General features: G+C 60.7%; 22 protein-coding genes and 1 tRNA gene. 13 read left to right on the top strand and 10 right to left on the bottom strand.

What is annotated here, in order from left to right; genetic code table 11:
• Positions 1–8 precede the first annotated feature (8 nt).
• Positions 9–413: a serine kinase/phosphatase gene (locus Q1V60_RS04010; RefSeq protein WP_300627610.1), complete on the bottom strand. Its 405-nt coding sequence runs from the start codon at positions 411–413 to the stop codon at positions 9–11.
• Positions 414–552: 139 nt separating this feature from the next.
• On the opposite strand from Q1V60_RS04010, the gene can reads away from it, so the two are divergent.
• Positions 553–1,197, top strand: a complete 645-nt coding sequence (can, locus tag Q1V60_RS04005; protein WP_003188288.1) for a carbonate dehydratase — start codon at positions 553–555, stop codon at positions 1,195–1,197.
• On the opposite strand, the gene Q1V60_RS04000 is transcribed toward can, so the two are convergent.
• The 4 genes from Q1V60_RS04000 to Q1V60_RS03985 form a co-directional block, all read right to left on the bottom strand.
• On the bottom strand, positions 1,194–1,718 hold the full coding sequence (locus Q1V60_RS04000) for an SET domain-containing protein-lysine N-methyltransferase (RefSeq protein WP_300627608.1): 525 nt from the start codon (positions 1,716–1,718) through the stop codon (positions 1,194–1,196). The genes can and Q1V60_RS04000 overlap by 4 nt on opposite strands.
• A 139-nt stretch (positions 1,719–1,857) precedes the next feature.
• The gene (locus Q1V60_RS03995) at positions 1,858–3,027 is read right to left on the bottom strand and encodes a hypothetical protein (protein ID WP_300627606.1); all 1,170 of its coding nucleotides are present in this window, start codon (positions 3,025–3,027) and stop codon (positions 1,858–1,860) included.
• Between the two features lie 122 nt (positions 3,028–3,149).
• A complete protein-coding gene (gene acpA, locus Q1V60_RS03990) occupies positions 3,150–4,850 on the bottom strand; it encodes an acid phosphatase (RefSeq protein WP_300627604.1) in 1,701 nt (566 codons plus the stop codon).
• 139 nt (positions 4,851–4,989) lie between these two features.
• Complete coding sequence (locus tag Q1V60_RS03985; protein WP_300627602.1) at positions 4,990–6,408, bottom strand: TIGR00366 family protein; 1,419 nt, start codon at positions 6,406–6,408, stop codon at positions 4,990–4,992.
• 185 nt (positions 6,409–6,593) lie between these two features.
• Here Q1V60_RS03985 and Q1V60_RS03980 point away from each other — a divergent pair, with 185 nt between their 5' ends.
• Entirely contained in the window at positions 6,594–7,874 is a 1,281-nt protein-coding gene (locus Q1V60_RS03980) for an MFS transporter (protein ID WP_300627600.1), read from the top strand.
• A 112-nt stretch (positions 7,875–7,986) separates the two neighbouring features.
• On the opposite strand, the gene Q1V60_RS03975 is transcribed toward Q1V60_RS03980, so the two are convergent.
• Positions 7,987–8,796 carry an AraC family transcriptional regulator gene (locus Q1V60_RS03975; protein WP_300627598.1) on the bottom strand — a complete coding sequence of 270 codons (810 nt, stop codon included), beginning with the start codon at positions 8,794–8,796 and terminating at the stop codon, positions 7,987–7,989.
• A 135-nt stretch (positions 8,797–8,931) separates the two neighbouring features.
• Here Q1V60_RS03975 and Q1V60_RS03970 point away from each other — a divergent pair, with 135 nt between their 5' ends.
• Entirely contained in the window at positions 8,932–9,570 is a 639-nt protein-coding gene (locus tag Q1V60_RS03970) for a LysE family transporter (protein WP_300627596.1), read from the top strand.
• A 42-nt stretch (positions 9,571–9,612) separates the two neighbouring features.
• The gene (gene ddlA / locus Q1V60_RS03965; protein WP_300627595.1) at positions 9,613–10,707 is read left to right on the top strand and encodes a D-alanine--D-alanine ligase; all 1,095 of its coding nucleotides are present in this window, start codon (positions 9,613–9,615) and stop codon (positions 10,705–10,707) included.
• Between the two features lie 48 nt (positions 10,708–10,755).
• On the opposite strand, the gene ggt is transcribed toward ddlA, so the two are convergent.
• The 4 genes from ggt to Q1V60_RS03945 form a co-directional block, all read right to left on the bottom strand.
• Complete coding sequence (gene ggt, locus Q1V60_RS03960) at positions 10,756–12,567, bottom strand: gamma-glutamyltransferase (RefSeq protein ID WP_300627594.1); 1,812 nt, start codon at positions 12,565–12,567, stop codon at positions 10,756–10,758.
• Positions 12,568–12,877: 310 nt separating this feature from the next.
• On the bottom strand, positions 12,878–13,657 hold the full coding sequence (locus tag Q1V60_RS03955) for a PhzF family phenazine biosynthesis protein (protein WP_300627593.1): 780 nt from the start codon (positions 13,655–13,657) through the stop codon (positions 12,878–12,880).
• A 155-nt stretch (positions 13,658–13,812) separates the two neighbouring features.
• Positions 13,813–13,889 (bottom strand) — tRNA-Met (locus Q1V60_RS03950).
• Between the two features lie 223 nt (positions 13,890–14,112).
• Complete coding sequence (locus tag Q1V60_RS03945; protein WP_300627591.1) at positions 14,113–14,664, bottom strand: RNA polymerase sigma factor; 552 nt, start codon at positions 14,662–14,664, stop codon at positions 14,113–14,115.
• A gap of 264 nt (positions 14,665–14,928) precedes the next feature.
• On the opposite strand from Q1V60_RS03945, the gene Q1V60_RS03940 reads away from it, so the two are divergent.
• From Q1V60_RS03940 to sctS, 9 genes are read left to right on the top strand one after another with little or no spacing between them, the layout of a single operon-like run.
• Positions 14,929–15,993, top strand: a complete 1,065-nt coding sequence (locus tag Q1V60_RS03940; protein ID WP_300627589.1) for an HrpJ domain-containing protein — start codon at positions 14,929–14,931, stop codon at positions 15,991–15,993.
• Complete coding sequence (sctV, locus tag Q1V60_RS03935; protein WP_300627588.1) at positions 15,990–18,083, top strand: type III secretion system export apparatus subunit SctV; 2,094 nt, start codon at positions 15,990–15,992, stop codon at positions 18,081–18,083. Before Q1V60_RS03940 ends, sctV begins: the two co-directional genes overlap by 4 nt.
• Before the next feature lie 37 nt (positions 18,084–18,120).
• On the top strand, positions 18,121–19,026 hold the full coding sequence (locus Q1V60_RS03930; protein ID WP_300627619.1) for an FHA domain-containing protein: 906 nt from the start codon (positions 18,121–18,123) through the stop codon (positions 19,024–19,026).
• Complete coding sequence (locus tag Q1V60_RS03925; protein ID WP_300627587.1) at positions 19,023–20,396, top strand: FliI/YscN family ATPase; 1,374 nt, start codon at positions 19,023–19,025, stop codon at positions 20,394–20,396. Before Q1V60_RS03930 ends, Q1V60_RS03925 begins: the two co-directional genes overlap by 4 nt.
• Complete coding sequence (locus Q1V60_RS03920) at positions 20,368–20,796, top strand: YscO family type III secretion system apparatus protein (protein ID WP_300627586.1); 429 nt, start codon at positions 20,368–20,370, stop codon at positions 20,794–20,796. The genes Q1V60_RS03925 and Q1V60_RS03920 overlap by 29 nt, the downstream gene beginning before the upstream one ends.
• Entirely contained in the window at positions 20,793–21,251 is a 459-nt protein-coding gene (locus Q1V60_RS03915) for a type III secretion system HrpP C-terminal domain-containing protein (protein ID WP_300627585.1), read from the top strand. Before Q1V60_RS03920 ends, Q1V60_RS03915 begins: the two co-directional genes overlap by 4 nt.
• A complete protein-coding gene (locus tag Q1V60_RS03910; RefSeq protein WP_300627584.1) occupies positions 21,248–22,261 on the top strand; it encodes a FliM/FliN family flagellar motor switch protein in 1,014 nt (337 codons plus the stop codon). The genes Q1V60_RS03915 and Q1V60_RS03910 overlap by 4 nt, the downstream gene beginning before the upstream one ends.
• A complete protein-coding gene (sctR, locus tag Q1V60_RS03905; protein ID WP_300627583.1) occupies positions 22,258–22,911 on the top strand; it encodes a type III secretion system export apparatus subunit SctR in 654 nt (217 codons plus the stop codon). Before Q1V60_RS03910 ends, sctR begins: the two co-directional genes overlap by 4 nt.
• 7 nt (positions 22,912–22,918) lie before the next feature.
• Positions 22,919–23,182, top strand: a complete 264-nt coding sequence (gene sctS / locus Q1V60_RS03900) for a type III secretion system export apparatus subunit SctS (RefSeq protein WP_300627581.1) — start codon at positions 22,919–22,921, stop codon at positions 23,180–23,182.
• Positions 23,183–23,190: the final 8 nt, after the last annotated feature.

The following is a 23,190-nucleotide window of genomic DNA, read 5'->3' as shown; positions in this document are numbered from 1 at the left end:
GTTAGCTGTCAGCGTTTACCGTTAAGCGGGTCCAGATCGGCCAGTTCGGCCTCATCCAACCCATTCCCACCGCCAATCTCATCTTCGTCGACGATATTCAGGTCGTAATCCGCCGGAGTGTCTTCACCTTCCTCCCGCGCATCCCTCGCGCCATCCTCATGGATCAGCGTTTCCGGGCTCATATCGTCATCAGTCGATTCATGGTCAGCTGTCGAGGCCCCCGTAAACCCGGCCTCGCGCACCCGCTCGTCGGGCATCAGATGCTCGCGCTCGCCACGCGGGATTTCATCGCCGATTTCGGCTGTCTGGTCTTCTTCATCAAAATCGAGCTCGCGCATCGAACCCATGCGGTCTTCATTATCATCGATCGGTTCGGGTTGCGTAGCGCCGTAGGGACGTCGTGATTCAGTCATGGCCAATCCTCATACTGTGGGGCTTATAGTGTGTGGACAGGTTCTGCGTCCCAAAGATTCAAGCTAATTTGCGCCAGGCGTGACCCGGACGAGGGGTTGTCAGTCACAAAGCTGCGCATCATTCCTGAGGCTTTCCCTGATGAACGAACTACAAGACCTGCTAGATAACAACGAACGCTGGGCGGATGCGATCAAACAGGAAGATCCCGAATTCTTCGCCAAGCTCGCCCGCCAGCAAACCCCGGAGTACTTGTGGATCGGCTGTTCCGATGCGCGTGTACCGGCCAACGAGATCGTCGGCATGTTGCCCGGTGATCTGTTTGTGCACCGCAACGTGGCCAACGTGGTGCTGCACACTGACCTCAATTGTCTGTCGGTGATTCAGTACGCGGTCGATGTGCTCAAGGTCAAACACATCCTCGTCACTGGCCACTATGGCTGCGGCGGCGTGCGCGCTTCGATGCAAGACCGCCAGTTCGGCCTGATTGACGGCTGGCTGCGCACCATTCGCGATCTCTACTACGAAAACCGTGACGTGCTGGCCCAGTTGCCGACTGAGGAAGAACGCGTAGACCGCATGTGCGAGCTGAACGTGATTCAGCAGGTGGCCAACGTCGGCCATACCAGCATTGTGCAGAACGCCTGGCACCGCGGGCAGAGCCTGTCGATCCATGGCTGCATCTATGGCATCAAGGATGGCCGCTGGAAGAGTTTGAACACCACCATCAGTGGCTTCGAGCAATTGCCGCCGCAGTACCGTCTGCGGCCGCTGGGCGAAGCCTAAGTCCGTTTGCGCTCACGCCACCGGGCCAGGAAGGTCTGGCCTTCGGTGTTCAGCGGCTCCTTGGCGCCGGTGATCCAGCCCCGGCAGTTCAACTCGCCGCAATGGCAGGCGAACTGCCGGAACAGCGAATCCTCGGTATTGGCGTAGTCCACGGTCAATGGCGTGCCGGCGGGGATAGGCTGTACGGTCCAGAGTTCCAGATATGTGGTGTCCAGAAACGCATTCGGGTTGCAGGAGTGCTGCAACAGGCCGCAAAACCAAGAGTCGTATAAATGTATGCGTGGCGATAGCTGCAGCGTATACGGGCGTTGTTCGCTGACGGCGTAGCCGGAAATCCTGGCGATGCGCATGCGGCTGTCAAACGCGACACGCGCCTTTATTCCGACTGCTGTGCCATCAGTGTTTTGCACGATCTGGAAGTGTTCGGTCGAGGGGTAACCCTGATCGATGACCAGCGTCTTGAACGGGTAAAGGCAGTCAAACACAGCCGCTTTAGCCTTATCCGTGGCTCGAGTTTTCATGACTCTCCTCAGAGGGCTGCTTGAACTTGCGTGTGTTAACTGACAGCCAGTCTTGCAGCAAATGGGCGCTGCTCAAGACTCGCCGATGTCGGCGCCGATTTCTACTGTCAAATCTGACAGTAGAAATCGTCGGTATTTCTCACAGCGAGGGCGCAGCGAGGGTGGGGGTGGGGGCTGTACTGCGCAGCTGTTTCAACTGGGTTTTGATGCTGGGCGTGGCACATTTGGCGTTGGCCTGCTCGGGGGTCAGAGTGCGCACGGAGGTGTAGAACAGCTCGCAGGTCTGCTCCTTGCGCGTGACCTGCCAGGTATTCATGCACGCCTTGAGCAATACGTTCGCGTCGCTGGCGGGTTTCTGGCCCATGCCGGCTTGCCAGCAGGCCGCGCTCAGGTCCTGGCCCATCACCTTCAAACCGGCCTCATCGGCCTTCTGCTCATCGCCGTCATAAGTGTCCGGGCTGGCGGCATACCAGATGTAACTCGGGTGGTTGGCGCCGAGTACCGAGACCGGCTTGCCCGGCTCGGGGCTGATCTGCGCCAGGCCCAGCACGCCCACGGTTTGCCCGTATTGTTGTTTGATCCAACTGCGCACCGGCGCGCCGAAGGCGACCATTGGCAACGAACCGTTGGGGCGCAGGCTCAACTCCTTGACCATGCGGGTCTGGTAGCCGGTGAAGTAGCTGTAGACCGCTTCCAGGTCTTTACCCGCATTGGACGGCGCGGCGATGGGGGCGATATCAATGATGGTCTGGTAGGCCGGGGTTTCGCTGGCAGGAATGCCATTGCTGGTGAGCAAGGTCGCCCAGCGGTCGGTGGTGGCCGATTCCAGGTAATCCTGGGCCTGGGTCAGCGAGTAATCGGGCGGAAAGTGCAGCAGCTCAATGCTTTTGCGGTTTTCCAGGGCCATGCCCAACGGCAGGAACAAGTACCAGTTATAAGCCCACTTGCCGTCGCTGTTGAGCTGGCTGGCGCCTTGGTAAGCCAGGTCGGCGGTATTGAGCAGGGTCGTCAGGGGTTGGCCGTAACCGTCCGGCACGCCGCTGAAGGTCGCCGCGACCTGGCCGTCATGGACCTTGACGCTGACCTTGGCTCGGCTGTAGCCATCACGTTGCAGGCTCTGGTTCAAATAGTGCTCGGCGGTCTGTTCCAGCGTCCACGGCCGAAAGCAGATCACGTTGCAGTTGTTGGGAAACGCGAACAACTGGGTGACACGCTGCGTGCTGCCCAATGGCACTTCAATGTCGGCCTGTACGACCGCGCTGGCCAGCAGTGCGGCCAGAATTAAGGACAGCCTGGTCGGTTTGAACATAGTCGATTCCTTGTCAGCGAAAGCCCGTCTGCGCGGGATGGAAGCCCACCCTCACACAGTAGCGGCTGACCAGGAAAACCGCGTGCTAAATCGGCGCGCGTGTCGCAATTGGATAAGTAAACTTACACGTTGAACTGCAAGGCGTTGCTCAAATCCCCCATGGGTTTCTGGCCGCGGGCGATCATCGCGTCATCCCTTTGCTTGAGGCCGTCCAGGGTCTCCAACTCAAACACGCGGGTGATCAAGCGCAGGATCGACGCTGTGTCGTAGACCGTATGGTCAACCGTGCCTTTGCGCGCGAACGGCGACACCACCAGGGCCGGAACCCGCGTGCCCGGCCCCCAGCGGTCGCCCTTGGGCGGTGCGACGTGGTCCCACCAGCCGCCGTTTTCATCGACCGTCACCACCACCACCATGTTGTTCCACTGCGGGCTTTCCTGCAGCACCTTCAAGGCGCGCACGATATGGCGGTCGCCCGAGGCCACATCGGCATAGCCGGCGTGCATGTTCAGGTTGCCCTGAGGCTTGTAGAAACTCACGGCGGGCAGCTTGCCCGCCTGGGCGTCGGCGAAAAACCTGTTGGTGCTCGACTCATCGCCCAGCCCGCCGTCGCGCAGGCGTTTGTCACGCTCCGCACGGTTCTCCGGGCCCTGCTGCTTGAAGTAGTTGAACGGCTGATGGTGGTACTGGAAGTTCGGAATCTTGGGGATGCCGCCCGAGTCTTTGAACTGATCCAGGGTGGCTTGCCAGGCGCCGGCGTACCAGGCCCAGTCGACGTTCTTTTTGGAGAGCTTGTCGCCAATGTGTTCGTGGGTTTGCGGCACCAGCACGTTGGGCAGGTCCGGTTTGGAGTAATCCGGGTTTTGCGGGTCACGAATCCAGGTCGGCCAGTAGGGCGGCGCCAGCGTGTTAACGGCGTAACCGTCCGGCGTCAATGCGCTGGGGCCGAACTGCGGCGGGCCGACCATCGCACTGGCCGGCGAGGTGTCCAAGGGCTTGAGGCGTGTATCGGTGGGGTCATCGCTTTGCAGCGTGGCGATCTGCGCCTTGGCCACCGATTGCGCGGCGTTGGGGTAGATCGGTGCGGTGGCGCTGATCAAGTAGTGATGGTTGAGAAACGAGCCGCCGAACGCGCCCTGAAAAAAGTTATCGCACAACACAAACTCCTTGGCCACGTCCCACAGGCGCAGGGAGTATCGGCTCTGGGCGTAATGGCCCATCACCAAGCCACCGGAATCGCCCCAGGCCACGAAACCGTCATTCTTGCCGCCATTGATCTGCATCTGGTTCTGATAGAACACGTGCCACAAGTCACGGGTCACCAGGCTCAGCGGCAAGTCTTGCGCATCCGGGCCTTTGAGGGCGAACGGGGCGTTGGGCAGGTTTTCCTGGAATTGCACTGCGCTCGGGTAGGTCACGCCATCCACGCTTTGCGGGCCTGCCTGCAGCACGCCACCCCAGGTCGGGGGGAGGGCGCTCAATACGCTGCCATCGCGGTCTCGCTGCTGGTAATCAGGGGCGGAAAGTGCCTGGAGAGGGGCGTCCAGCCCTGGAAAGTCGGCGAACAAATTGTTGAAGCTGCGGTTCTCGGCGTAGATCACCACCACGGTCTTCACATTGTCGCGCAGGGCCTTGTCCAGTTCCTGGGGGGAGAGCGGTCGTGGCAGCGGTTTACTCGGTGTTTCGCTGGTATTGCCGCAGCCACTGAGGCTCGCACCCACCCCCAGCACTGCCGCGCCACCCAGAAAGCGCCGACGACTGGTGTCAACCGGCGGTTGGCCTACGGAATTTGTGGAAGGGCGGTCTACGTGCTCGTCACTCATTGCGCGGGAGTCCTTGGCGAAATGTTGCAAGATATTTCGCAGGACGGTAGCAATCGAATGTGACGGAATTAAGAAAGCTACAAGTTCCAAACCTCAAGCAGCACGCTTGAGGCTAAAAACCTGCAGCTTGGCGCTGCTCTTAAGGCATCACCGGTGGTAAATACCTCAAGGTCGTGCCCAACGCCCACAGCAGGAACAACACCAACGGCGTGTGCACCAGCAACTGCACGAACGAAAACCCGATCAAGTCCCGCGCCTTCAACCCCAGTACCCCGAGCAACGGCAGCATATAGAACGGGTTGATCAAGTTCGGCAGCGCTTCGGCCGCGTTGTAGATCTGCACCGCCCAGCCCAGGTGATATTGCAGGTCATTGGCCACTTGCATCACGTAAGGCGCTTCGATGATCCATTTACCGCCGCCGGATGGAATGAAGAAGCCCAGCACCGCCGAGTACACGCCCATCAACAGTGCGTAGGTGTCGTGGGACGCGATGGAGGTGAAGAACAGCGAGATATGGTGCGCCAGGGTCTGACCGTCGCCGCCTTTGACCACGGTCATCAGCGCTGCAATCGAGCCGTACAGCGGGAACTGGATCAGCACGCCAGTGGTGGTCGGCACGGCGCGGGCCACGGCATCGAGGAAACTGCGTGGGCGCCAGTGCAGCAGCGCGCCAACCATGATGAACAGGAAGTTATAGGTGTTGAGCCCCGAGATGGCGCTGATTGCCGGTTTGCTGGAGAACTCGTGGAACAACCAACCGGCCGCCAGCAGCGCCAGCAAAATAGTCAGCAGTGGGCTGTGTTCCAACCATTCGCCGGGGCGGGTGGGCGGCTGCGGCTTGGGCAGGTTGAACGCGGGGTCGACGCCGCAGGCCTGGGCATCGCGCGCGCTGTTCGGGCCCGGCGCGGTGGCGTAGGCGATGATCAGCGAGACCACGATCAGTGCCAGCAACATCACGCCCGATTGCCACAGGAAGATGGTCTCGGTAAACGGGATCATCCCGGTGATCGCCAGGATCGACGGCGGCAAGCTGGCCGGGTTGGCCTGCAACTGTGCGGCCGATGACGACAACCCCAGCGCCCACACCGCGCCCAGGCCCAGATAGGCGGCAGCGCCGGCGGCACGGTAGTCCATGCGCAGGTCCGTGCGCCGGGCCAGCGCGCGCACCAGCAAACCGCCGAACACCAGGGACAAACCCCAGTTGAGCAGCGAGGCCACCATGGAAATCAACGCGACCCAGGCCACGGCCGACCGGCCGTTCTTCGGAATGCGCGCCAGGCGGTCAATCAGTTTCACCGCAGGCGGCGAACTGGCGACCACATAGCCACCGATCACCACAAAGGCCATTTGCATGGTGAACGGAATCAGGCTCCAGAACCCATCACCAAACGCTTTGGCGGCTTCGGTGGGTGCAGCGCCCATGCCCAGGGTGGCCACGGTGACGATGATCACGGCGAGGGCGGCGAACACCCAGGAGTCTGGAAACCAGCGCTCGGCGAAGTTGGAGCAACGCAGGGCAAATCGGGCATAGCGGCTTTCTTCGATAGCGTCGGCCACGAGTATTTCCTCTTGTATTTATTATAGGTTTGGCAGTTTTCCGGCATGTTCCTCCAGGATCATTGATTTGGGAATGTAGTTATCTTCATCGATCAATGAGTAAAACAAATATATCCGTCGCGATTGCCATCATCCGGTTCAGCTCATAATCTGCACGCCATTTTGTTTGTCTGCCGAGCATGTACATGACTGCCACCTCTTCTTCACAGGCGCAGCGTTTTTCCCGCTCCGACTACAAAACCCTGGGCCTGGCCGCCCTCGGTGGCGCCCTGGAAATCTACGATTTCATTATCTTCGTGTTCTTCGCGCTGACCCTCAGCCAACTGTTTTTCCCCCCTGAAATGCCCGAATGGCTGCGCCTGCTGCAAAGCTTCGGCATTTTCGTCACCGGCTACCTCGCACGCCCGCTGGGCGGCATCCTGATGGCGCATTTTGCCGACCACCTGGGACGCAAGCGCGTGTTCAGCCTGAGCATACTGATGATGGCCTTGCCCTGCCTGTTGATCGGCATCATGCCGACCTACGCGCAAATCGGCTATTTCGCACCGCTGATTCTGCTGGCGCTGCGTGTATTGCAAGGCGCTGCAGTGGGCGGTGAAGTGCCCAGCGCCTGGACCTTCGTCGCAGAACACGCGCCGCGTCATCATCGCGGTTATGCCTTGGGGTTTCTGCAAGCCGGCCTGACGTTCGGTTACTTGCTTGGCGCGCTCACGGCCACACTGCTTGCACACGTCTTCACCCCGGCCGAAATTCTCGATTACGCCTGGCGCTTGCCCTTTTTGCTCGGCGGCGTATTCGGCGTGATCGGCGTATGGCTGCGCCGCTGGCTCAGCGAAACCCCGGTGTTCCTCGAAATGCAGGCCCGTCGCGAGGCCGCCGCCGAGCTGCCGCTGCGCACCGTACTGCGCGACCACCGCGCCGTGTTACTGCCGGCGATGATCCTCACCTGCGTGCTCACTTCGGCGGTGGTGGTGCTCGTGGTCATCACCCCGACCATGATGCAGAAAACCTTCGGCATGAGCCCCAGCCACACCTTCGCCTTGAGCGCGTTGGGGATTGTGTTCCTCAATATCGGCTGCGTAGTGGCCGGCCTGCTGGTGGACCGCATCGGTGCCTGGCGCGCGGTGCTGGTCTACAGCCTGCTGCTCCCGGTGGGCGTGTTTATCCTGTATGCCAGCCTGATCAGCGGCGGTATCTGGTTGGGCGCCGCGTATGCCGTGGCAGGTTTGAGCTGCGGGGTGGTGGGCGCGGTGCCGTCGGTGATGGTCGAGCTGTTTCCGGCGCATGTGCGCGTGTCGGGAATTTCCTTCACCTACAACATTGCCTATGCGCTGTGGGCGAGTACCACGCCGCTGATGCTGATTGCGTTGATGCCCACCCGTCCATGGATTTGCGTGGGCTACTGCGTGGTGATGGGCGCGGTGGGCGTAGCAAGTGTGGCGCTGTTCGGCAAGCGCCACACCTGAACCTGTGGCGAGGGAGCTTGCTCCCGTGACGGCCTGCAGCCGATCAGGACGCTGGTTGTCCCGCACATGCCCGGTGTGCCCGTAATCCGACACCGATTTGGGGGCCGGCAACTCAGCGCCCGAGCATTTTCACCCAGCGCGACGGCGGCATGCCGTAGGTACTGCGAAACTGCCGGGTCATGTGGCTTTGGTCGGTGAACCCGGCGGTCATCGCCGCGTCCACCAACGATTGGCCCTGGGCCAACAATTGGCGCACCAGGTCCAGCCGACGCATGGTCAGGTAGCGGTAGGGGCTGGTGCCGAACAGCAAGCGGAAGTCCCGCGACAACGCCCAGCGGTCGCGCTCGGCATGGTCGGCTATTTCATCCAGGGTGATGGTGCGGCCCAGGGCGCTGTGGATAAATTCCCGGGCGCGCTCGGCGGCGATGTAGTCGAAGGATTTGCGGCTGACGATTGCCCCGCACGCATCGCTCAGCGCCTGGGCCAGGTCGAACATCGCGTCCTGTTCTTGCATCGGGTCGATCGGGCAATCCAGGCTTTGCAGCAACACTTCGCTGGCGCGATGCAGCCGAGGGTCGGTGGACACCCCGCCAGGTATGAAGGGCAACGGCTTGCCGCCGAGGATCTGCTGGATCAGCGCCGGCTGCACGTAAATCATCCGGTACTTGAAGCCCTCCGCACTGCCCGCACGGCCGTCATGGGTTTCATCGGGATGAATCACCATGGTGGTGCCGGGCAAGCTATGGGTCATACCGCCGCGATAATGAAAACTCTGCACGCCGAACAGCGTGCGTCCGATGGCGTAGGTGTCATGGCGATGAGGGTCGAACGCGAAGCCGGCAAAGTAGGCTTCGATACGGTCCAGGCCGCTGGCGTGCGGGGCGCGGTGCAGCCAGTCGAGGGTGTGGGTAGGGTTGCCCATGGTGACTTGTCACAAAAGGAGTTGGAAACACGTTAACCCAGTCTGTATGCCTTGTCTGCGCAGGTCTTGTACGATTGTGCAGGTGTTCGGCCAGGCCTATGATCCAGGCTTGCGTATCACGCTGAGGACGCTGCGATGGAACTGCTCAACAGCGCCTATGTGGCGCCGCTGGTCTCGTTGGCCCTGCTGTGGACCGTGGCGGTGGTCACGCCCGGGCCCAACTTCTTCAACACCGCCCAACTGGCCGCCAGCTGTTCGCGACGCCATGGGGTAGTGGCTTCGGCGGGCGTGGCCACCGGTACGATCCTGTGGGGGTTGGCGGGTGGGCTGGGGATCAAGTCGCTGTTTACTGCCGCGCCCATGTTGTATCTGGCGTTCAAGATCATCGGTGGCTGCTACCTGATTTATCTGGGGCTGAAATTGTTCAAGCGCTCGGCACCCAGCATGGGCCGGAGCCCATTGCCGGATCAGGTGCGGCGCTCGCTGTTTTCCGCCTGGCGCCTGGGGCTGCTGGGCAACCTGTCCAACCCCAAGGCGGCGCTGTTCGTCGCCACTGTCTTCGCCTCCACCATGCCGCCGTCGCCTTCGCCGATGTTGCTGACCTTGGCGGTGATTACCATGGCGACGTTGTCGTTCAGTTGGTACGCCAGTGTGGCGCTGGTGTTTTCCAGCGAGCGCATGGCCAATCTTTACAGCCGTTCGCGTAAATGGCTCGATCGTTTTTCCGGGGGTTGCTACGTTCTGTTCGGTGCACATCTGGTGGCGAATCGCTGATCGGCCGTGGTAAGAAGCTACTTTCAATAGTGAGGACGGTTCATGAGCAAGGTGCGGGTAGGGATTATTTTTGGCGGCCGTTCGGCCGAGCACGAAGTGTCGTTGCAATCGGCGCGCAACATCGTCGACGCCCTTGACCGTTCGCGCTACGAGCCGATCCTGATCGGTATCGACAAGGCCGGGCACTGGCATCTTAATGACACCTCCAACTTCCTGATCAACCAGGAAAACCCGGCCTTGATTGCCCTCAACCAGTCCAACCGTGAACTGGCGGTGGTGCCCGGCAAAGCCAGCCAGCAGGTGGTTGAGACGTCCGGCCAGGGCTTGCTCGAACACATCGACGTGATCTTTCCCATCGTCCACGGCACCCTCGGCGAAGACGGTTGCCTGCAAGGCATGCTGCGCATGGCTGACCTGCCCTTCGTCGGCTCCGACGTGCTCGGCTCGGCAGTCTGCATGGACAAGGACATCAGCAAACGCCTGTTGCGCGACGCCGGTATTGCCGTCACCCCGTTCATTACGCTGACTCGCAGCAACGCGGCGCGCACGTCCTTTGCGACGGCCGTGGGCAAGCTCGGTTTGCCGATGTTCGTCAAGCCCGCCAACCAGGGGTCTTCCGTGGGCGTCAGCAAAGTCGACAGCGAGGCCCAATACCACAGCGCAGTCGAACTGGCCTTGGGTTTCGATGAAAAAGTGCTGGTTGAAGCCGCCGTTCAAGGCCGCGAAATCGAATGCGCGGTGTTGGGCAATGAGCACCCCATCGCGAGCGGTTGCGGCGAGATCGTGGTCAGCAGCGGGTTCTATTCCTATGACAGCAAATACATCGACGCCGATGCCGCCCAGGTCGTGGTGCCGGCGCCTATCAGCCATGAGGCCAGCGAGAAGATTCGCGGCCTGGCGATCGAGGCGTTCGAGGTGTTGGGGTGCGCAGGGTTGGCGCGGGTCGATGTGTTCCTCACCGACGACGGCGAAGTGCTGATCAACGAAATCAACTCACTGCCCGGTTTTACCCGCATCAGCATGTACCCCAAGTTGTGGCAGGCGGCGGGCATGAGTTATAGCGAACTGGTAAGCCGCTTGATCGAGCTGGCGCTGGAACGGCATGCAGGGCGCAAGGGTTTGAAGATCAACCGCTGAGTCGCCCTGCGTGGCGAGGGAGCAGGCGCCCTCGCCACGCAGGGCGGATCAGTCGCCCAGTGCTTCGCCTTCGCGTCGCGGGTCGGCGCCGCCGCTGAGTGTCACCTTGCCCTGAGCATCACGTGTTCGAATGATCGCCTGGACGCCGCTGGTCATATCGATTTCGCTCAGCTCATGGCCTTGATTCTTCAACGCCTGTTTCACGCCCGGGCTGAACAACCCGGCTTCCAGTTCGGTCGCGCCGTTGCGGCTGCCGAAATTGGGCAGGCCGATGGCCGCTTGCGGATCGAGTTTCCAATCGAGCATGGCCACCAGTGACTTGCTCACGTATTCGATGATCTGCGAGCCGCCCGGCGACCCCACCGTGGCCAGCAATTCACCGCTATGGCGATCGAACACCAGTGTCGGTGCCATCGCCGAACGCGGACGCTTGCCGGGCTGCACACGGTTGGCGACGGGCTGGCCGTTTTCTTCGGGGATGAACGAGAAGTCGGTCATCTGGTTATTGAGCAAAAAGCCCTGGACCATTAAATGCGAGCCGAACGCCGCTTCCACCGTGGTGGTCATCGAGACTGCGCCGCCCTGGTCATCCACGGCCACCACTTGCGAGGTGGAGATGCGCAACGGCGAACGGTCTGGCGCGTAGGCTAGCTGCAGGCCCGCCGGTTGGCCTGGCTTGGCAACACCCATGCTGCGTTCACCGATCAGTGCCGCGCGCTGGGCCAGATAATCGGGCGCGACGAGGCCGGCAACCGGCACCGGCGTGAAGTCCGCATCGGCCACGTAAAGTGCGCGGTCAGCGAAGGCCAGGCGCCCGGCTTCGGCGATCAGGTGCACGGCTTGCGGCGTGGGTTCCAGCCCTGCCGGCGAGGTGCTCCGGATCGGCGTCATCGGCGCGATGGCCAGGCGTGGGTCGCGCGTTTCCAACGCTTGCAACGTGCCGAGGATTTGCGCGACGGCGATCCCACCTGACGATGGCGGCGGCATGCCACACACCTTCCATTGTTTGTAGTCGGTACATAGCGGCGCGCGTTCCTTGGCGGCGTAGCCCTGGAGGTCGGCCTGGGTCAAGCTGCCGGCATTACGATTGCCCTGCACTTTGCGTGCGATTTCATCGGCAATCGGGCCTTGGTACAGCGCGTCCGGCCCTTCCTTGGCGATGCGTTTGAACACCTTCGCCAGCGCCGGGTTTTTCAACAGCGTGCCGGTGGCTTTTGGCGACCCGTCGGCATTCAGAAAGTAAGCGGCCATGTCCGGCGATTGCGCGATGAAGCGGTCCGCAGCGATCAAACTGTGCAAGCGCGGCGAGATCGCGAAGCCCTGTTCGGACAAGCGAATCGCCGGTTCGAACAGCTTGGCCCACTGCAAACGGCCGTTCTTCCTGTGCGCCATTTCCAGTGCCCGCAACACCCCCGGCGTGCCCACCGAACGCCCGCCAATCTGGGCATCGGTGAATGCCATTGGCGTACCGTCGGCGTTCAGGAACAACCGCTCTGTCGCCCCGGCCGGCGCCGTTTCACGGCCGTCATAGGCGTGCACGTTTTTGCCGTCCCACAGCATGATAAATGCGCCTCCGCCGATGCCGGAGGACTGCGGCTCCACCAGCGTCAGCACCGCTTGCATGGCGATCGCCGCGTCGATTGCCGAGCCGCCCTGGCGCAATATCTCGCGCCCGGCTTCGGCGGCCAGCGGGTTGGCGGCGGCAGCCATATGGCGCTCGGCGTGGCGGGGGGTGAGATCGGTGCGATAGCCCGAACCCAACTCCGGTGCGGGCGGTTGTTCATTGATCTTGGTGTGGCAGCCGGCCAGGGCGAGCGTGATGGCCACTAGGGACAGTTGACGGCGGGAAATAAAAAGCACGCTGAACTCCGTTCATTTTGAGAATGATCTGGTCTTCCTGTCGGCAGACTTTAGCGCAGTAGATGAGGGGTGGGGCGGGTTGACTGGTTTTTCCGGTTTTTCCAGCTGCGCCGTACTCAGTCATACGCGAAAGCAGGTCGACGTCGAGTACGGGGTGAATGCGGATGAACTTGAATGATACGTTGAGCGACCTGCCTCGCCACAAGCTGACGATTGACCTGGCGGACCAGCGCATTAGGGCGCCAGCTTCCAACGCGTCAAGGCAAGCCGCAGGGTAAAAAAAGCAGCTTGCCTTCGGGCAAGTCGTTTTTTAAAGGTAAAGCACGCCCTGCATATAGAGCACCGCCTTACCGGCAATAATCACCCGGTCACCCTGAAGCTCACAGCGCAACTGGCCCCTGCGCTTACCCCCTTGCTCAGCGCTCAATTGCGACTTGCCCAGGCGCTCGGCCCAGAACGGCGCCAGCGATGTATGGGCCGAGCCAGTCACCGGGTCTTCATCGACCCCTACATTCGGGCCGAACCAGCGCGAAACAAAATCAAACCGCGTGCTTTTGGCGGTGACTGCAATCCCACGCTTTAGCAGGCCCCTGAGCCGCGCGAAATCCGGTGTAAGCGCGGCCACCTGCGCTTCATCTTCCACCAGCACGATGTAGTCATCGGTGCCGAACACCTCTGCGTGTTCAAGGCCGAGTGCGCTCAACATGCCACTCGGCGGCTCGCAGCGTTCAGGTTGTTTGGCCGGAAAATCCATCGCCAACTCGTCGCCATTGCGCGTCACCCGAAGCTCGCCGCTGCGCGTGGCAAAGCGCAACACTGAAGGCGCGCCCGTCAACTTGTGAATCAACACCCACGCCGCTGCCAATGTGGCGTGGCCGCACAGGTCGACTTCGACTTGCGGGGTAAACCAGCGCAATTCATAACCGTCACCAACGGGTACGAAAAACGCGGTTTCCGAAAGATTGTTTTCAGCGGCGATATGTTGCAGCTGCTCGTCGCTCAGCCACTCGCTGAGCGGGCAGACCGCCGCCGGGTTGCCGCCAAAAGCATGTTCACTGAAGGCGTCGACTTGGTAGATGTCCAGTTGCATCGGGAGCACTCCGTGGTGAGGGAGGCCGGACACTAACAGTGGGTGTGAAGGGCGTCAAAATACAGATGGAGCGTATTTTTGAGCGCATACCTCAGCGGTACTTTCCTGCGGGCATAAAAAAACGGCCTACCTTTCGGTAAGCCGTTTTTAGTACTTGGTGGCTACACAGGGACTTGAACCCCGGACCCCAGCATTATGAATGCTATGCTCTAACCAACTGAGCTATGTAGCCAAGTGGCGCGCATTATTCGCGTAGAACGGGAATGCGTCAAGGGGTTTTGTTAAGTTTTTTTCTACGCTTTCAACTGTTTAACGTAAAACAGGCTAGATCGCGACGAGTGGCGGGGTGCGGCGGGGCGATCTTCAGGCTGCGGGTCTTTTGCCGCGGCGCGCGTAAAGAGTCGATCGCGTTGGGCAGATATCCTTTTTGCCCAACGGTTTTTCTATAGCGGTGTTTAAGGCAACAAAGGGTTGTGAGTCACGCGTTTAAGCTGTTCGCGCGCGCGCGACAAGCGTGAGCGTACCGTGCCGATGGGGATGTCCAACGCATCGGCGGTGTCCTGGTAGCTACCATCGGTCTCGAGCGAAGCGTAGAGCGTTTTGCGCATTTCCACGGGCAGATGGTCGATGGCGCTCAGGGTTTTTTCCAGGCGTCGGTTGACTTCAAACTCCCAGTCCAGGCTGTTGCGTTCTTCCTGGCCATGCCACAACGATTCATCGAACTCGCAATGCACGGGCTTGGAATACATGCGTCTGAAGTGGTTGCGGATCAAGTTCTGAGCAATCCCGCACATCCACGTGCTGAGGGTGGCCTGGCCGCTGAAACGCTCCCTGTTGCGCCATGCTTCCAGGTAGGTCAATTGCAGAAGGTCGTCCGCATCTTCGGGGTTGAGTACGCGTTTATGGATGAAGCGTCGCAGTTTCTTTTGCTGGTCGTCCGTCAGTTGGACCATGAACTGAGGCGAACTGCCGACGAGGTGAGCGAGATCACCAATAGGTATTTTCATGTTGCTTTTCCTCCGGGAGGGCTCTATCGAAATGGTTTCGATAGGGACCCCTTTTGCACTGGCTGTGCCAAATGGGAAAAACACATAACTAATTGATTTATATAAATATATATATTTTTATGAGGCTTCTTTTTGCCGTAATTTGCAAAGACTGCGATGTAGGTGTGCAGGTATTTTCACAGCCGTCGCAGTGAAACGTCTTGATGGAACTGAATCGCAAAGGCTAGCCACATAGGGACACAAACTTCCCATTCTGGCCCGCCCATGAAAGTCGAATCCTTCAACGATGTGCAGCAGATCCAACCTGCGGACAAGCCCATTGTGAGCACTGTCGAGACGCCAGTTCGTTCGCAGGGCTTAGATGACATTGCGCAGATTTTCAGCGAAGAAGTGGCGCTCAACGCGCAGGCCCTGGGCCGGCGATCCATTGGCGCAAAAGTTTCGCCTGTGGCGGAACTCGTGCAGCTTTACGAACAACTCGGTCACCCCGGCCAAGCCACGCTGGAAACCGTCGTTCGTCGGCTTCGGTTCGAGTTGCTGCGCAAGCCCACTGTCGAAAAACTGGTGAGCCTGGCCGACAGTGACCCCGCGCGCGCCTTCGTGGTGCTTCAGTTCATCGCCAACGAAGCGACAACCCATGGGTTAGCGGTGGAAGAGGGGCTGGCACGCGCAGCCCTGAAAGAGCTGAAGCGGGATTTCGGCGGGTCGATCCAGGCAGGTCTGAACATCGCCTTGGCGTTGAAAGAAGCCAGCGCCGACCCGCAGGAGCGTCAGGATGTGCGCGCGCTTTATTACGCCTCCGTGGTCGTTCGCCAATCCTTGGCGTTGATGCTGCAAACGCTGTTAAAGATGTACGGCTTAACGGAGTTTTCCAAAGGCGTTGACCTGATGACTCAGGCGCTGAACGGCGATATCGCGGCGCACACGCAGTCTGTGCCCACGGAAAAATTGCGTCTGTTGCTAAAGGGCTTGGCGGAGTGTCGTGAATTACGTTCGGTGTTGGGCAATTGCGAGGCGTTGATCCTGCGCCTGAACGTCGATCACGACCCGGTGAGTTTGCTGCAGCGTTTTCTAGGTTACGCCAGTACCGGTATCGATGCGGCCGAGGTGCAAAGGCTGGCCAGCGAATTTGGGGGTGCGCTGCTTGCCGCCCGGCTGCGGTCGCTCAATGAATTGTCCACGGAAATAAAAGCACTCCCCAGGGCCTGGTGGCTTGATGCTCAATCCCAGGCTTCTGCCGTGAAAGCTTTCAAGGACGTCATGCTTGAGTGGGCCCGCGAAGAGCGCGGCCACCTGAAGTTTGCCGGCGAGACGAGGACGTTCGGGTGACACTGCTGTCATCGATCAATGGCGTACTGCTCAAGGTGGCGCGGCGTGCCGAAGTGCTCGGCGCGGTGGTGGTCATGGCCATCGTGTTTATCTTCATTGTGCCGCTGCCCACTTGGCTGGTGGACATCCTGATCGCATTGAATATCTGTATTTCCTGCTTATTGATCGTACTGGCGCTCTATCTCCCAGGGCCGTTGGCGTTCTCGTCGTTTCCATCGATTTTGCTGCTGACCACCATGTTTCGCCTGGCCCTGTCGATCGCCACCACGCGCTTGATTCTGCTGGAGCAGGACGCGGGCGACATTGTGGAAGCATTCGGTAATTTCGTGGTGGGCGGCAACCTGGCGGTGGGTCTGGTGATTTTCATGATCCTGACCATCGTCAACTTCCTGGTGATCACTAAAGGTTCGGAGCGGGTCGCCGAAGTGGCTGCCCGCTTCAGTCTGGACGCGATGCCGGGCAAGCAGATGTCGATCGATAGCGACTTGCGCGCCGGGTTGATCGACGGTGTGCAGGCACGGGACAAGCGTGAGCAGTTATCCCGTGAAAGCCAGCTGTTCGGTGCCATGGACGGGGCCATGAAGTTCGTCAAGGGCGACGCCATTGCCGGTTTGATCATCGTGGTCATCAACCTGCTGGGGGGCTTTTCTACCGGCATGTTCCAGCATGGGATGAGCGCGGGTGAGTCGATCGCGTTGTATTCGGTACTGACCATCGGTGACGGCCTGATCGCGCAGATCCCCGCGCTGCTGATCTCCCTGACTGCGGGCATGATCATTACCCGAGTGGCGCCGGACGGGCGCAAGGGCGTCAGCAACATGGGCGCCGAAATAGCCCGGCAGATGACCAGCGAACCCAAGAGCTGGATGATCGCGTCGGTGGGCATGTTGGCCTTTGCCGCGCTTCCGGGCATGCCCACCGTGGTGTTCATTCTGATTTCGCTGATGACCGGCACCCTGGGTTACTACCTTATGCGCCAGCGTCAGCGCGAGGACGCCCCTGAGGCGCCGGACCAGAAAGCGGTACGTCCGGAAGAGAACGGTAATGAAGACCTGCGTGGCTTCGACCCGTCACGGCCCTATCTGCTGCAATTCAACAGTCAGATGTACGGGGCCCCCGAGGTCATCGACATCGTTCAAAAGATTCGTCAGGCCCGAAATGCACTGGTCGCCAATATCGGTTTGACGCTGCCGCCGTTCGAAGCCGAGTTCAATGAGTCGCTGGCTGCCGATGAGATGCGCTTTTGCGTGCATGAAGTACCGGTCGTGACGGCAACCCTCAGCGACCGGGTGGCGGTGGAGTATGCCTCCCTGGCGCAGCCTCCGGACCGTGGGCAAAGAGGGCTGTCTGAGCGCGACGAAGCGGACTGGTTGTGGCTCGCCCCGGACGATCCGTTGCTCGACGACCCTCAAGTCGAATATTTCAGTGCCCAGAGCCTGATCATCGAACGCATGAAGCGGGCAATGCTGCTGAGCGGGCCGCGATTTCTCGGGATCCAGGAAAGCAAGTCGATCCTCAGTTGGCTTGAGCACAACCAGCCGGAATTGGTGCAGGAACTGCAGCGCATCATGCCGCTTTCGCGTTTTTCTTCAGTACTGCAGCGCTTGGCGGCCGAGGGCGTGCCATTGCGTGCCGTACGGTTGATCGTCGAATCGTTGATTGAGTACGGCCAGCATGAACGCGAACCGGATGCCCTGGCCGATTACGCACGTATTGCCCTCAAGTCTCAGATTTTCCACCAGTACAGCGAGCCCGATGGCCTGCACGCTTGGCTATTGTCGCCGCAGACCGAAAACATCCTGCGCGAAGCCTTGCGCCAAACCCAGAGCGGGGTGTTTTTTGCCCTCGATAACGACAGCAGTGCCGCCCTGGTCGGCCTGCTCAATCAGGCGTTTTCGCTGCGGCCGAAAACCAAGAGCGTACTGCTGGTAGCTCAAGACCTGCGCAGTCCCTTGCGCGCTTTGTTGTTGGATGAATTCAACCATGTGCCGGTGATGTCTTTCGCCGAGCTGGGCAGCAATTCCAAGGTCAAGGTGTTGGGCCGTTTCGACTTGGGTCAGGACGAACCGATGCGTGGAGCCGCGGCATGAGCAACTTATTCCGTTCCGGTTCGAGGGAGGCTCCATGATGTTCGAGCTGCGGGTGCTGGATGGTTTGCATCAGGGCGCTGCGCTGCCGTTGTTTGGTGAACAGTGGAGCCTGGGTGCCAACCCGGACGCTGATCTGCTGTTAAACGATCCCGGGGTTCTCGAGCATCACGCACGTTTGCGTTTGGCCGATGGCTGTTGGTCGGTGCAGGCCGAGGCAGGACTGCTTAAAGACAGTGGTGGGCAAGCGTTGGCGCAGATCGGCGACCTTGCGCTCAATACGGTCTTTTTGATTGGCTGCGTTCGCTTGTGCGTCAGCCCGGCCGATCAGCCTTGGCCGCAGGCCCCGGCTCCCGCGCCGGCACCGCCACTCTCCGAACCGGTGGTGCAAGCGCCGCTCGCGTTGAAACTGTCGGCCATTTCATCGTCCCAACAAAAGCGTTTGCTCAGCCTGGTACTCGCGTTTGCCGTGATCATCGCGGCGGCCGGGATTATCTTCAGCGGAGAGCGCAATGCTCAGGCGTCGCTGATGTCGCCGGTGATTCAAAAGCCTGAACTGGGCTCGCCGTTCGAGGTGCGCCAGCAGTTGCTGAAAATGCTCAGCGAACGTGAATTGAGCCAGCGGATCACTTTGCAAGTGATCAATGGGCAAGTTGCGCTCAGTGGCGACGTTTCACAGGATGAAGTGGAGCTGGTCGCGCGCATGCTCAGCCGTTTTGGCGAGCAGTTCGATAGCGCAGTGCCGGTGATAAGTCGTGTGCGCGCACGTGATGGAGCCCTGCCCTTCAAAATTGTGCAGATCGTGGGCGGGCCGAATGGTCACGTGGTTTTGGAGGAGGGGAGCCGACTGTTTGTCGGTGATGAAGTGGACGGCCTGCGCCTGGTGCTGATCGACAACAGCAAAGTGGTCTTCGATGGCGTACAGCGTTATGAGGTGCGCTGGTGAGCGCGGAGCTGCAAGCGCGCCTCGACGCCTGGCAGAAGCGCCAGGCGGGATCGTTGGCCAGTTTCTCGCCCGTGACGATGCGGGGGCGGATCCAGCGCGTAAACGGCATGTTATTGCAATGCCGGCTGCCTCAGGCGCGCATCGGTGATTTGTGTCAGGTAGAAAAAAAGCCAGGCGACTACATGCTGGCGGAAATCATCGGTTTCGATCAACAGGATGCCGTGCTCAGTGCCCTGGGCAACCTTGAAGGGGTGCAGGTGGGGGCTGGCGTGGAGCGTCTCGGGGTCTCGCATCGGGTGCAGGTCAGCGAAGCATTGCTGGGTCAGGTACTGGATGGTTTTGGCCGGCCGATCACCGGAGAGGGTGCCAGTGCGTTTGTCGAGACGCACGTGTCTGACTCGAGCGCAGTGTTGTGCGAGGCGCCGTTGCCCACTGAGCGGCCACGCATCAATCGCGCGCTGGCCACCGGGGTGCGTTCGATCGACGGCTTGCTGACGCTGGGCGAAGGCCAGCGTGTAGGCCTGTTCGCCGGTGCAGGCTGCGGCAAGACCACGCTGTTGGCCGAGATCGCCCGTAACGTTGATTGCGATGTCATCGTGTTCGGCCTGATCGGGGAGCGGGGCCGGGAGCTGCGCGAATTCCTCGATCATGAACTCGACGAGCAACTGCGCTCCAAAGCGGTACTGGTGTGTGCAACGTCCGATCGTTCCAGCATGGAGCGGGCACGTGCAGCCTTTACGGCCACTGCATTGGCTGAAGGCTTTCGGCGCAAGGGGAAACGGGTATTGCTGTTGATTGACTCCCTGACCCGTTTCGCCCGGGCCCAGCGCGAAATCGGCTTGGCCGCCGGCGAGCCCCTGGGCCGCGGCGGCCTGCCGCCTTCGGTGTACAGCCTGTTGCCGCGACTTGTAGAACGCGCGGGGTTGACCCGCGATGGGGTGATCACTGCGATCTATACCGTACTGATCGAGCAGGACTCCATGAACGATCCGGTAGCCGACGAAGTTCGCTCGCTCCTGGACGGGCATATCGTGCTGTCACGTAAGTTGGCCGAGCGTGGGCACTATCCGGCGGTGGATGTACTGGCGAGCCTTTCGCGAATCTTGAGCAACGTCGCCGAGCCTGCGGATATCCACGCGGGTACGGCCTTGCGACGCCTGCTGTCGGCCTATCAGCAGATCGAACTGATGCTCAAGCTGGGGGAATACCAGCCTGGCAGCGACGCGCTGACCGACCTGGCCGTGGACAGTCGCCAGGCTGTCGATGGTTTTTTGCGCCAGGACTTGCGTGAGCCCGCCTCGATGGAAACCACCCTGGAATACCTCAAGGAGCTGACGGCCAATGTCCCATTCGGACGTGCTGCTCGGTGAAGTCGAGACGCTGCGTCGCCTGCGCCGACACCGGGCTGACCGGGCCGAGCGTGCGCTGCGTGAAGCGAAGCGGGCTCAGCAGTCTTTGCTTGCCCATATCCAGCAGGCTCAGGATGCACTCGAGCGCACCCGGCAGGAGGAGGCGCGGCAGAGCGCGCAATTGCTCAACCAGCATCAGGGGCAGGTTATTACCTTGCAGGCCCTGAAATCCTGGGGAAGTCAGGAGCGTTCGTTGTCTGCCAACACCCTGCGCGAAATAGGGCAGTTGGAGGCATTGAATGAGCAGCGGGAAGAAAAGCAGGCCCGCATCGGCAATGCTCAGAAACAAGTCACCGAATGCTTGCGGCAGGTGGAAAAACTCCAGGAGTTATCCCTTTTACTGACGCAGGAGCTGACATGAGCCAGGTTTCCGATAAGCCTTCTGAACGTTCACGTCTGGGTGACACACGAGAGAATCGTGAGCCGGGAACCGCGGGGATGGTGCCCGCGGAGTTGATGCGGGTATTTGCCCAGCTGTGGACGGATGACAGTGATGGCTCAGGTGCGCAGGCTTCGCTGTCGGGCACGAAGGGATCGCACGGTGTTGCGATGATCGAGGCGCTTGCCGAACAACTGGCGCCGCGTATGGACGCAGCCTCGCAGTGGCCGCTTCAGGCGGTGTTGTACTTGCCTCGCCTGGGACGAATCAACGCCCGCGTGCGCCGCGAACACGGCGCCTGGGGCATTGACCTGGAGGCGCAAGAGCACGAGACGGCGCGCTGGCTCAGTGGTATGCGGCAAGCGTGTGAAGATCGATTCGCGATGGTGCTGGGGCAGCCGGTCAGCCTGCACCTGCCCACTGTCGGCGGCCCATGATAATGCGGCTGTTGAGCTTGCGTTCAGTCAGAAGCGACACGGTTGCGGCACGTCATCGACTGGGGCGTGGCCTGTGCCTGCCGTTTCAGGTGGCCGCCCAGCGTGGCGAATTAAGGCTCGAGCCGGGCCGTGCTCCCGCCACTGGCGAGGTGGTGTGCTTTGAAACCTCGTGTGGTGTGCTGGCGCTCGCCGAGGCAGGGCCTTTGCTCAGTCTGTTGGGTGAGTGCCCGGTCACGTTGGCCCCGTCCGGCAACGATCCGGAGTCCTGGTTCTGGGCACTGTTTCAGCATCACCTGAGCCCTCAGGTAAGAACACTGTTGGGGTATGTGCGGTTGCTTGACGTCCCGCGCCCCAAGGCGTTTGGCTGCCGACTCACTGTGGCCCTGGGGGCTGCCCGGGTCGAGGGGTATATGTGGCTGGCCCCCGAGAGCTTCCTGGCGTTGTGCGCTGCCGGGCCATGGCGCGCCACGGCCCGGCCACTGCCAGCGTCGTTTCCACTGGCCATTGCGGTGCCCCTTGGGCGTTTGCAGCTATCGATCGAGCAAACCCGCAGCCTGCGGGCCGGTGATGTGCTGATTCTTGAGCAGACGTTTTTTCGCGGCCAGGGAGATGGCTACCTGCAGGTTGGTACGCAGCGACTGCACGGACGCATTGACGATGACAGCGGGCCGTTGTGCCTGACCCTTACTTCAATCGAGGACGCGTCTTTGGACGAAGAATTCATAGCCCCCCATTACCCTGGGGATGAGGAAGACGAGCCCGTGGTGGATGTGTTCGGCCACGAGCCGTTCGATGAGCTGAGCATGGCCTTGAATGTGCGCTGCGGCACGCTGAACCTGACCCTGGGCGAGTTGCGCAACCTGGCACCCGGTGCGGTGCTGGGCATTGCCGGTTACGCGCCGGGCATGGCCGGTCTCTATTACGGTGACCGGCCTATTGGCCAGGGGCAGTTGGTGGAAATCGACGGGCGCCTGGGTTTGCAGCTGTCCCGTGTGATGTTCGGTCGATGACATTTCAGGGGATAGATCCCCTCATCCTGGCGGTATTCGTTGCCGCGTTGTCGCTGATGCCCATGCTGTTGATCATCTGCACATCGTTCTTGAAGATTGTCATTGTGTTGATGATCACCCGCAATGCCATCGGCGTTCAGCAGGTACCGCCGAGCATGGCCATCAACGGTATTGCGTTGGCGGCCACGCTGTTCATCATGGCGCCGGTCGGTTTCGAAATCTCCGAGGCCGTCAAGGTTACCCCCCTGGACACGAGCAGCCTGACGATGTTTCTGCAGACGGGGCGTGAGGCCATTCAGCCGTTGCGCGCGTTCATGCTGCGTAACGTGGACCCTGACGTGCTCACGCACCTGCTGGAAAATACGGCGCGCCTGTGGCCCGCGAAAATGGCGCAAGAGGTGCAGCGCGAAGACTTGATCCTGTTGATCCCGGCCTTTGTGCTGTCGCAATTGCAGGCGGGGTTCGAGATCGGCTTCCTGATCTATATCCCCTTCATCGTCATCGATCTGATTGTCTCCAATCTGCTGCTCGCGCTGGGCATGCAAATGGTTTCGCCCATGACCATCTCCCTGCCGCTCAAACTGCTGTTGTTCGTTATGGTGTCCGGTTGGTCGCGCTTGCTCGACAGCCTGTTCCTTTCCTATCTCTGAGTGGCTTATGGAACCGATCGTATTGTTCAAGCAAGGCATGTTGCTGGTAGTGGTGCTGTCGGCGCCGCCATTGATTGTGGCGGTAGTGGTGGGTGTCATGACGTCGCTGGTACAGGCGCTGATGCAGGTTCAGGACCAGACGCTGCCCTTTGGCATCAAGTTGATGGCGGTGGGCATCACGCTGATCATGACCGGGCGCTGGATTGGCGTGGAGTTGATCCAGCTGATTAATCTGACCTTCGACATGATCAGCCGCTCGGCCCTGAACTGAGGTATCGC

This window comes from Pseudomonas sp. (genome assembly GCF_030147005.1).
Classification (GTDB): domain Bacteria; phylum Pseudomonadota; class Gammaproteobacteria; order Pseudomonadales; family Pseudomonadaceae; genus Aquipseudomonas.
Note: the sequence above shows the minus strand (reverse complement) of the source record. Positions and strands in the feature narration are given on the sequence as shown.

What these genes read in the sequence shown, in the direction of transcription:
- Q1V60_RS04010 (WP_300627610.1), bottom strand. Translation starts at nt 413, where the DNA reads ATGACTGAATCACGACGTCCCTACGGCGCTACGCAACCCGAACCGATC.
- can (WP_003188288.1), top strand. Translation starts at nt 553, where the DNA reads ATGAACGAACTACAAGACCTGCTAGATAACAACGAACGCTGGGCGGAT.
- Q1V60_RS04000 (WP_300627608.1), bottom strand. Translation starts at nt 1,718, where the DNA reads ATGAAAACTCGAGCCACGGATAAGGCTAAAGCGGCTGTGTTTGACTGC.
- Q1V60_RS03995 (WP_300627606.1), bottom strand. Translation starts at nt 3,027, where the DNA reads ATGTTCAAACCGACCAGGCTGTCCTTAATTCTGGCCGCACTGCTGGCC.
- acpA (WP_300627604.1), bottom strand. Translation starts at nt 4,850, where the DNA reads ATGAGTGACGAGCACGTAGACCGCCCTTCCACAAATTCCGTAGGCCAA.
- Q1V60_RS03980 (WP_300627600.1), top strand. Translation starts at nt 6,594, where the DNA reads ATGACTGCCACCTCTTCTTCACAGGCGCAGCGTTTTTCCCGCTCCGAC.
- Q1V60_RS03975 (WP_300627598.1), bottom strand. Translation starts at nt 8,796, where the DNA reads ATGGGCAACCCTACCCACACCCTCGACTGGCTGCACCGCGCCCCGCAC.
- Q1V60_RS03970 (WP_300627596.1), top strand. Translation starts at nt 8,932, where the DNA reads ATGGAACTGCTCAACAGCGCCTATGTGGCGCCGCTGGTCTCGTTGGCC.
- ddlA (WP_300627595.1), top strand. Translation starts at nt 9,613, where the DNA reads ATGAGCAAGGTGCGGGTAGGGATTATTTTTGGCGGCCGTTCGGCCGAG.
- Q1V60_RS03955 (WP_300627593.1), bottom strand. Translation starts at nt 13,657, where the DNA reads ATGCAACTGGACATCTACCAAGTCGACGCCTTCAGTGAACATGCTTTT.
- Q1V60_RS03945 (WP_300627591.1), bottom strand. Translation starts at nt 14,664, where the DNA reads ATGAAAATACCTATTGGTGATCTCGCTCACCTCGTCGGCAGTTCGCCT.
- Q1V60_RS03940 (WP_300627589.1), top strand. Translation starts at nt 14,929, where the DNA reads ATGAAAGTCGAATCCTTCAACGATGTGCAGCAGATCCAACCTGCGGAC.
- Q1V60_RS03930 (WP_300627619.1), top strand. Translation starts at nt 18,121, where the DNA reads ATGTTCGAGCTGCGGGTGCTGGATGGTTTGCATCAGGGCGCTGCGCTG.
- Q1V60_RS03920 (WP_300627586.1), top strand. Translation starts at nt 20,368, where the DNA reads ATGTCCCATTCGGACGTGCTGCTCGGTGAAGTCGAGACGCTGCGTCGC.
- Q1V60_RS03915 (WP_300627585.1), top strand. Translation starts at nt 20,793, where the DNA reads ATGAGCCAGGTTTCCGATAAGCCTTCTGAACGTTCACGTCTGGGTGAC.
- Q1V60_RS03910 (WP_300627584.1), top strand. Translation starts at nt 21,248, where the DNA reads ATGATAATGCGGCTGTTGAGCTTGCGTTCAGTCAGAAGCGACACGGTT.
- sctR (WP_300627583.1), top strand. Translation starts at nt 22,258, where the DNA reads ATGACATTTCAGGGGATAGATCCCCTCATCCTGGCGGTATTCGTTGCC.
- sctS (WP_300627581.1), top strand. Translation starts at nt 22,919, where the DNA reads ATGGAACCGATCGTATTGTTCAAGCAAGGCATGTTGCTGGTAGTGGTG.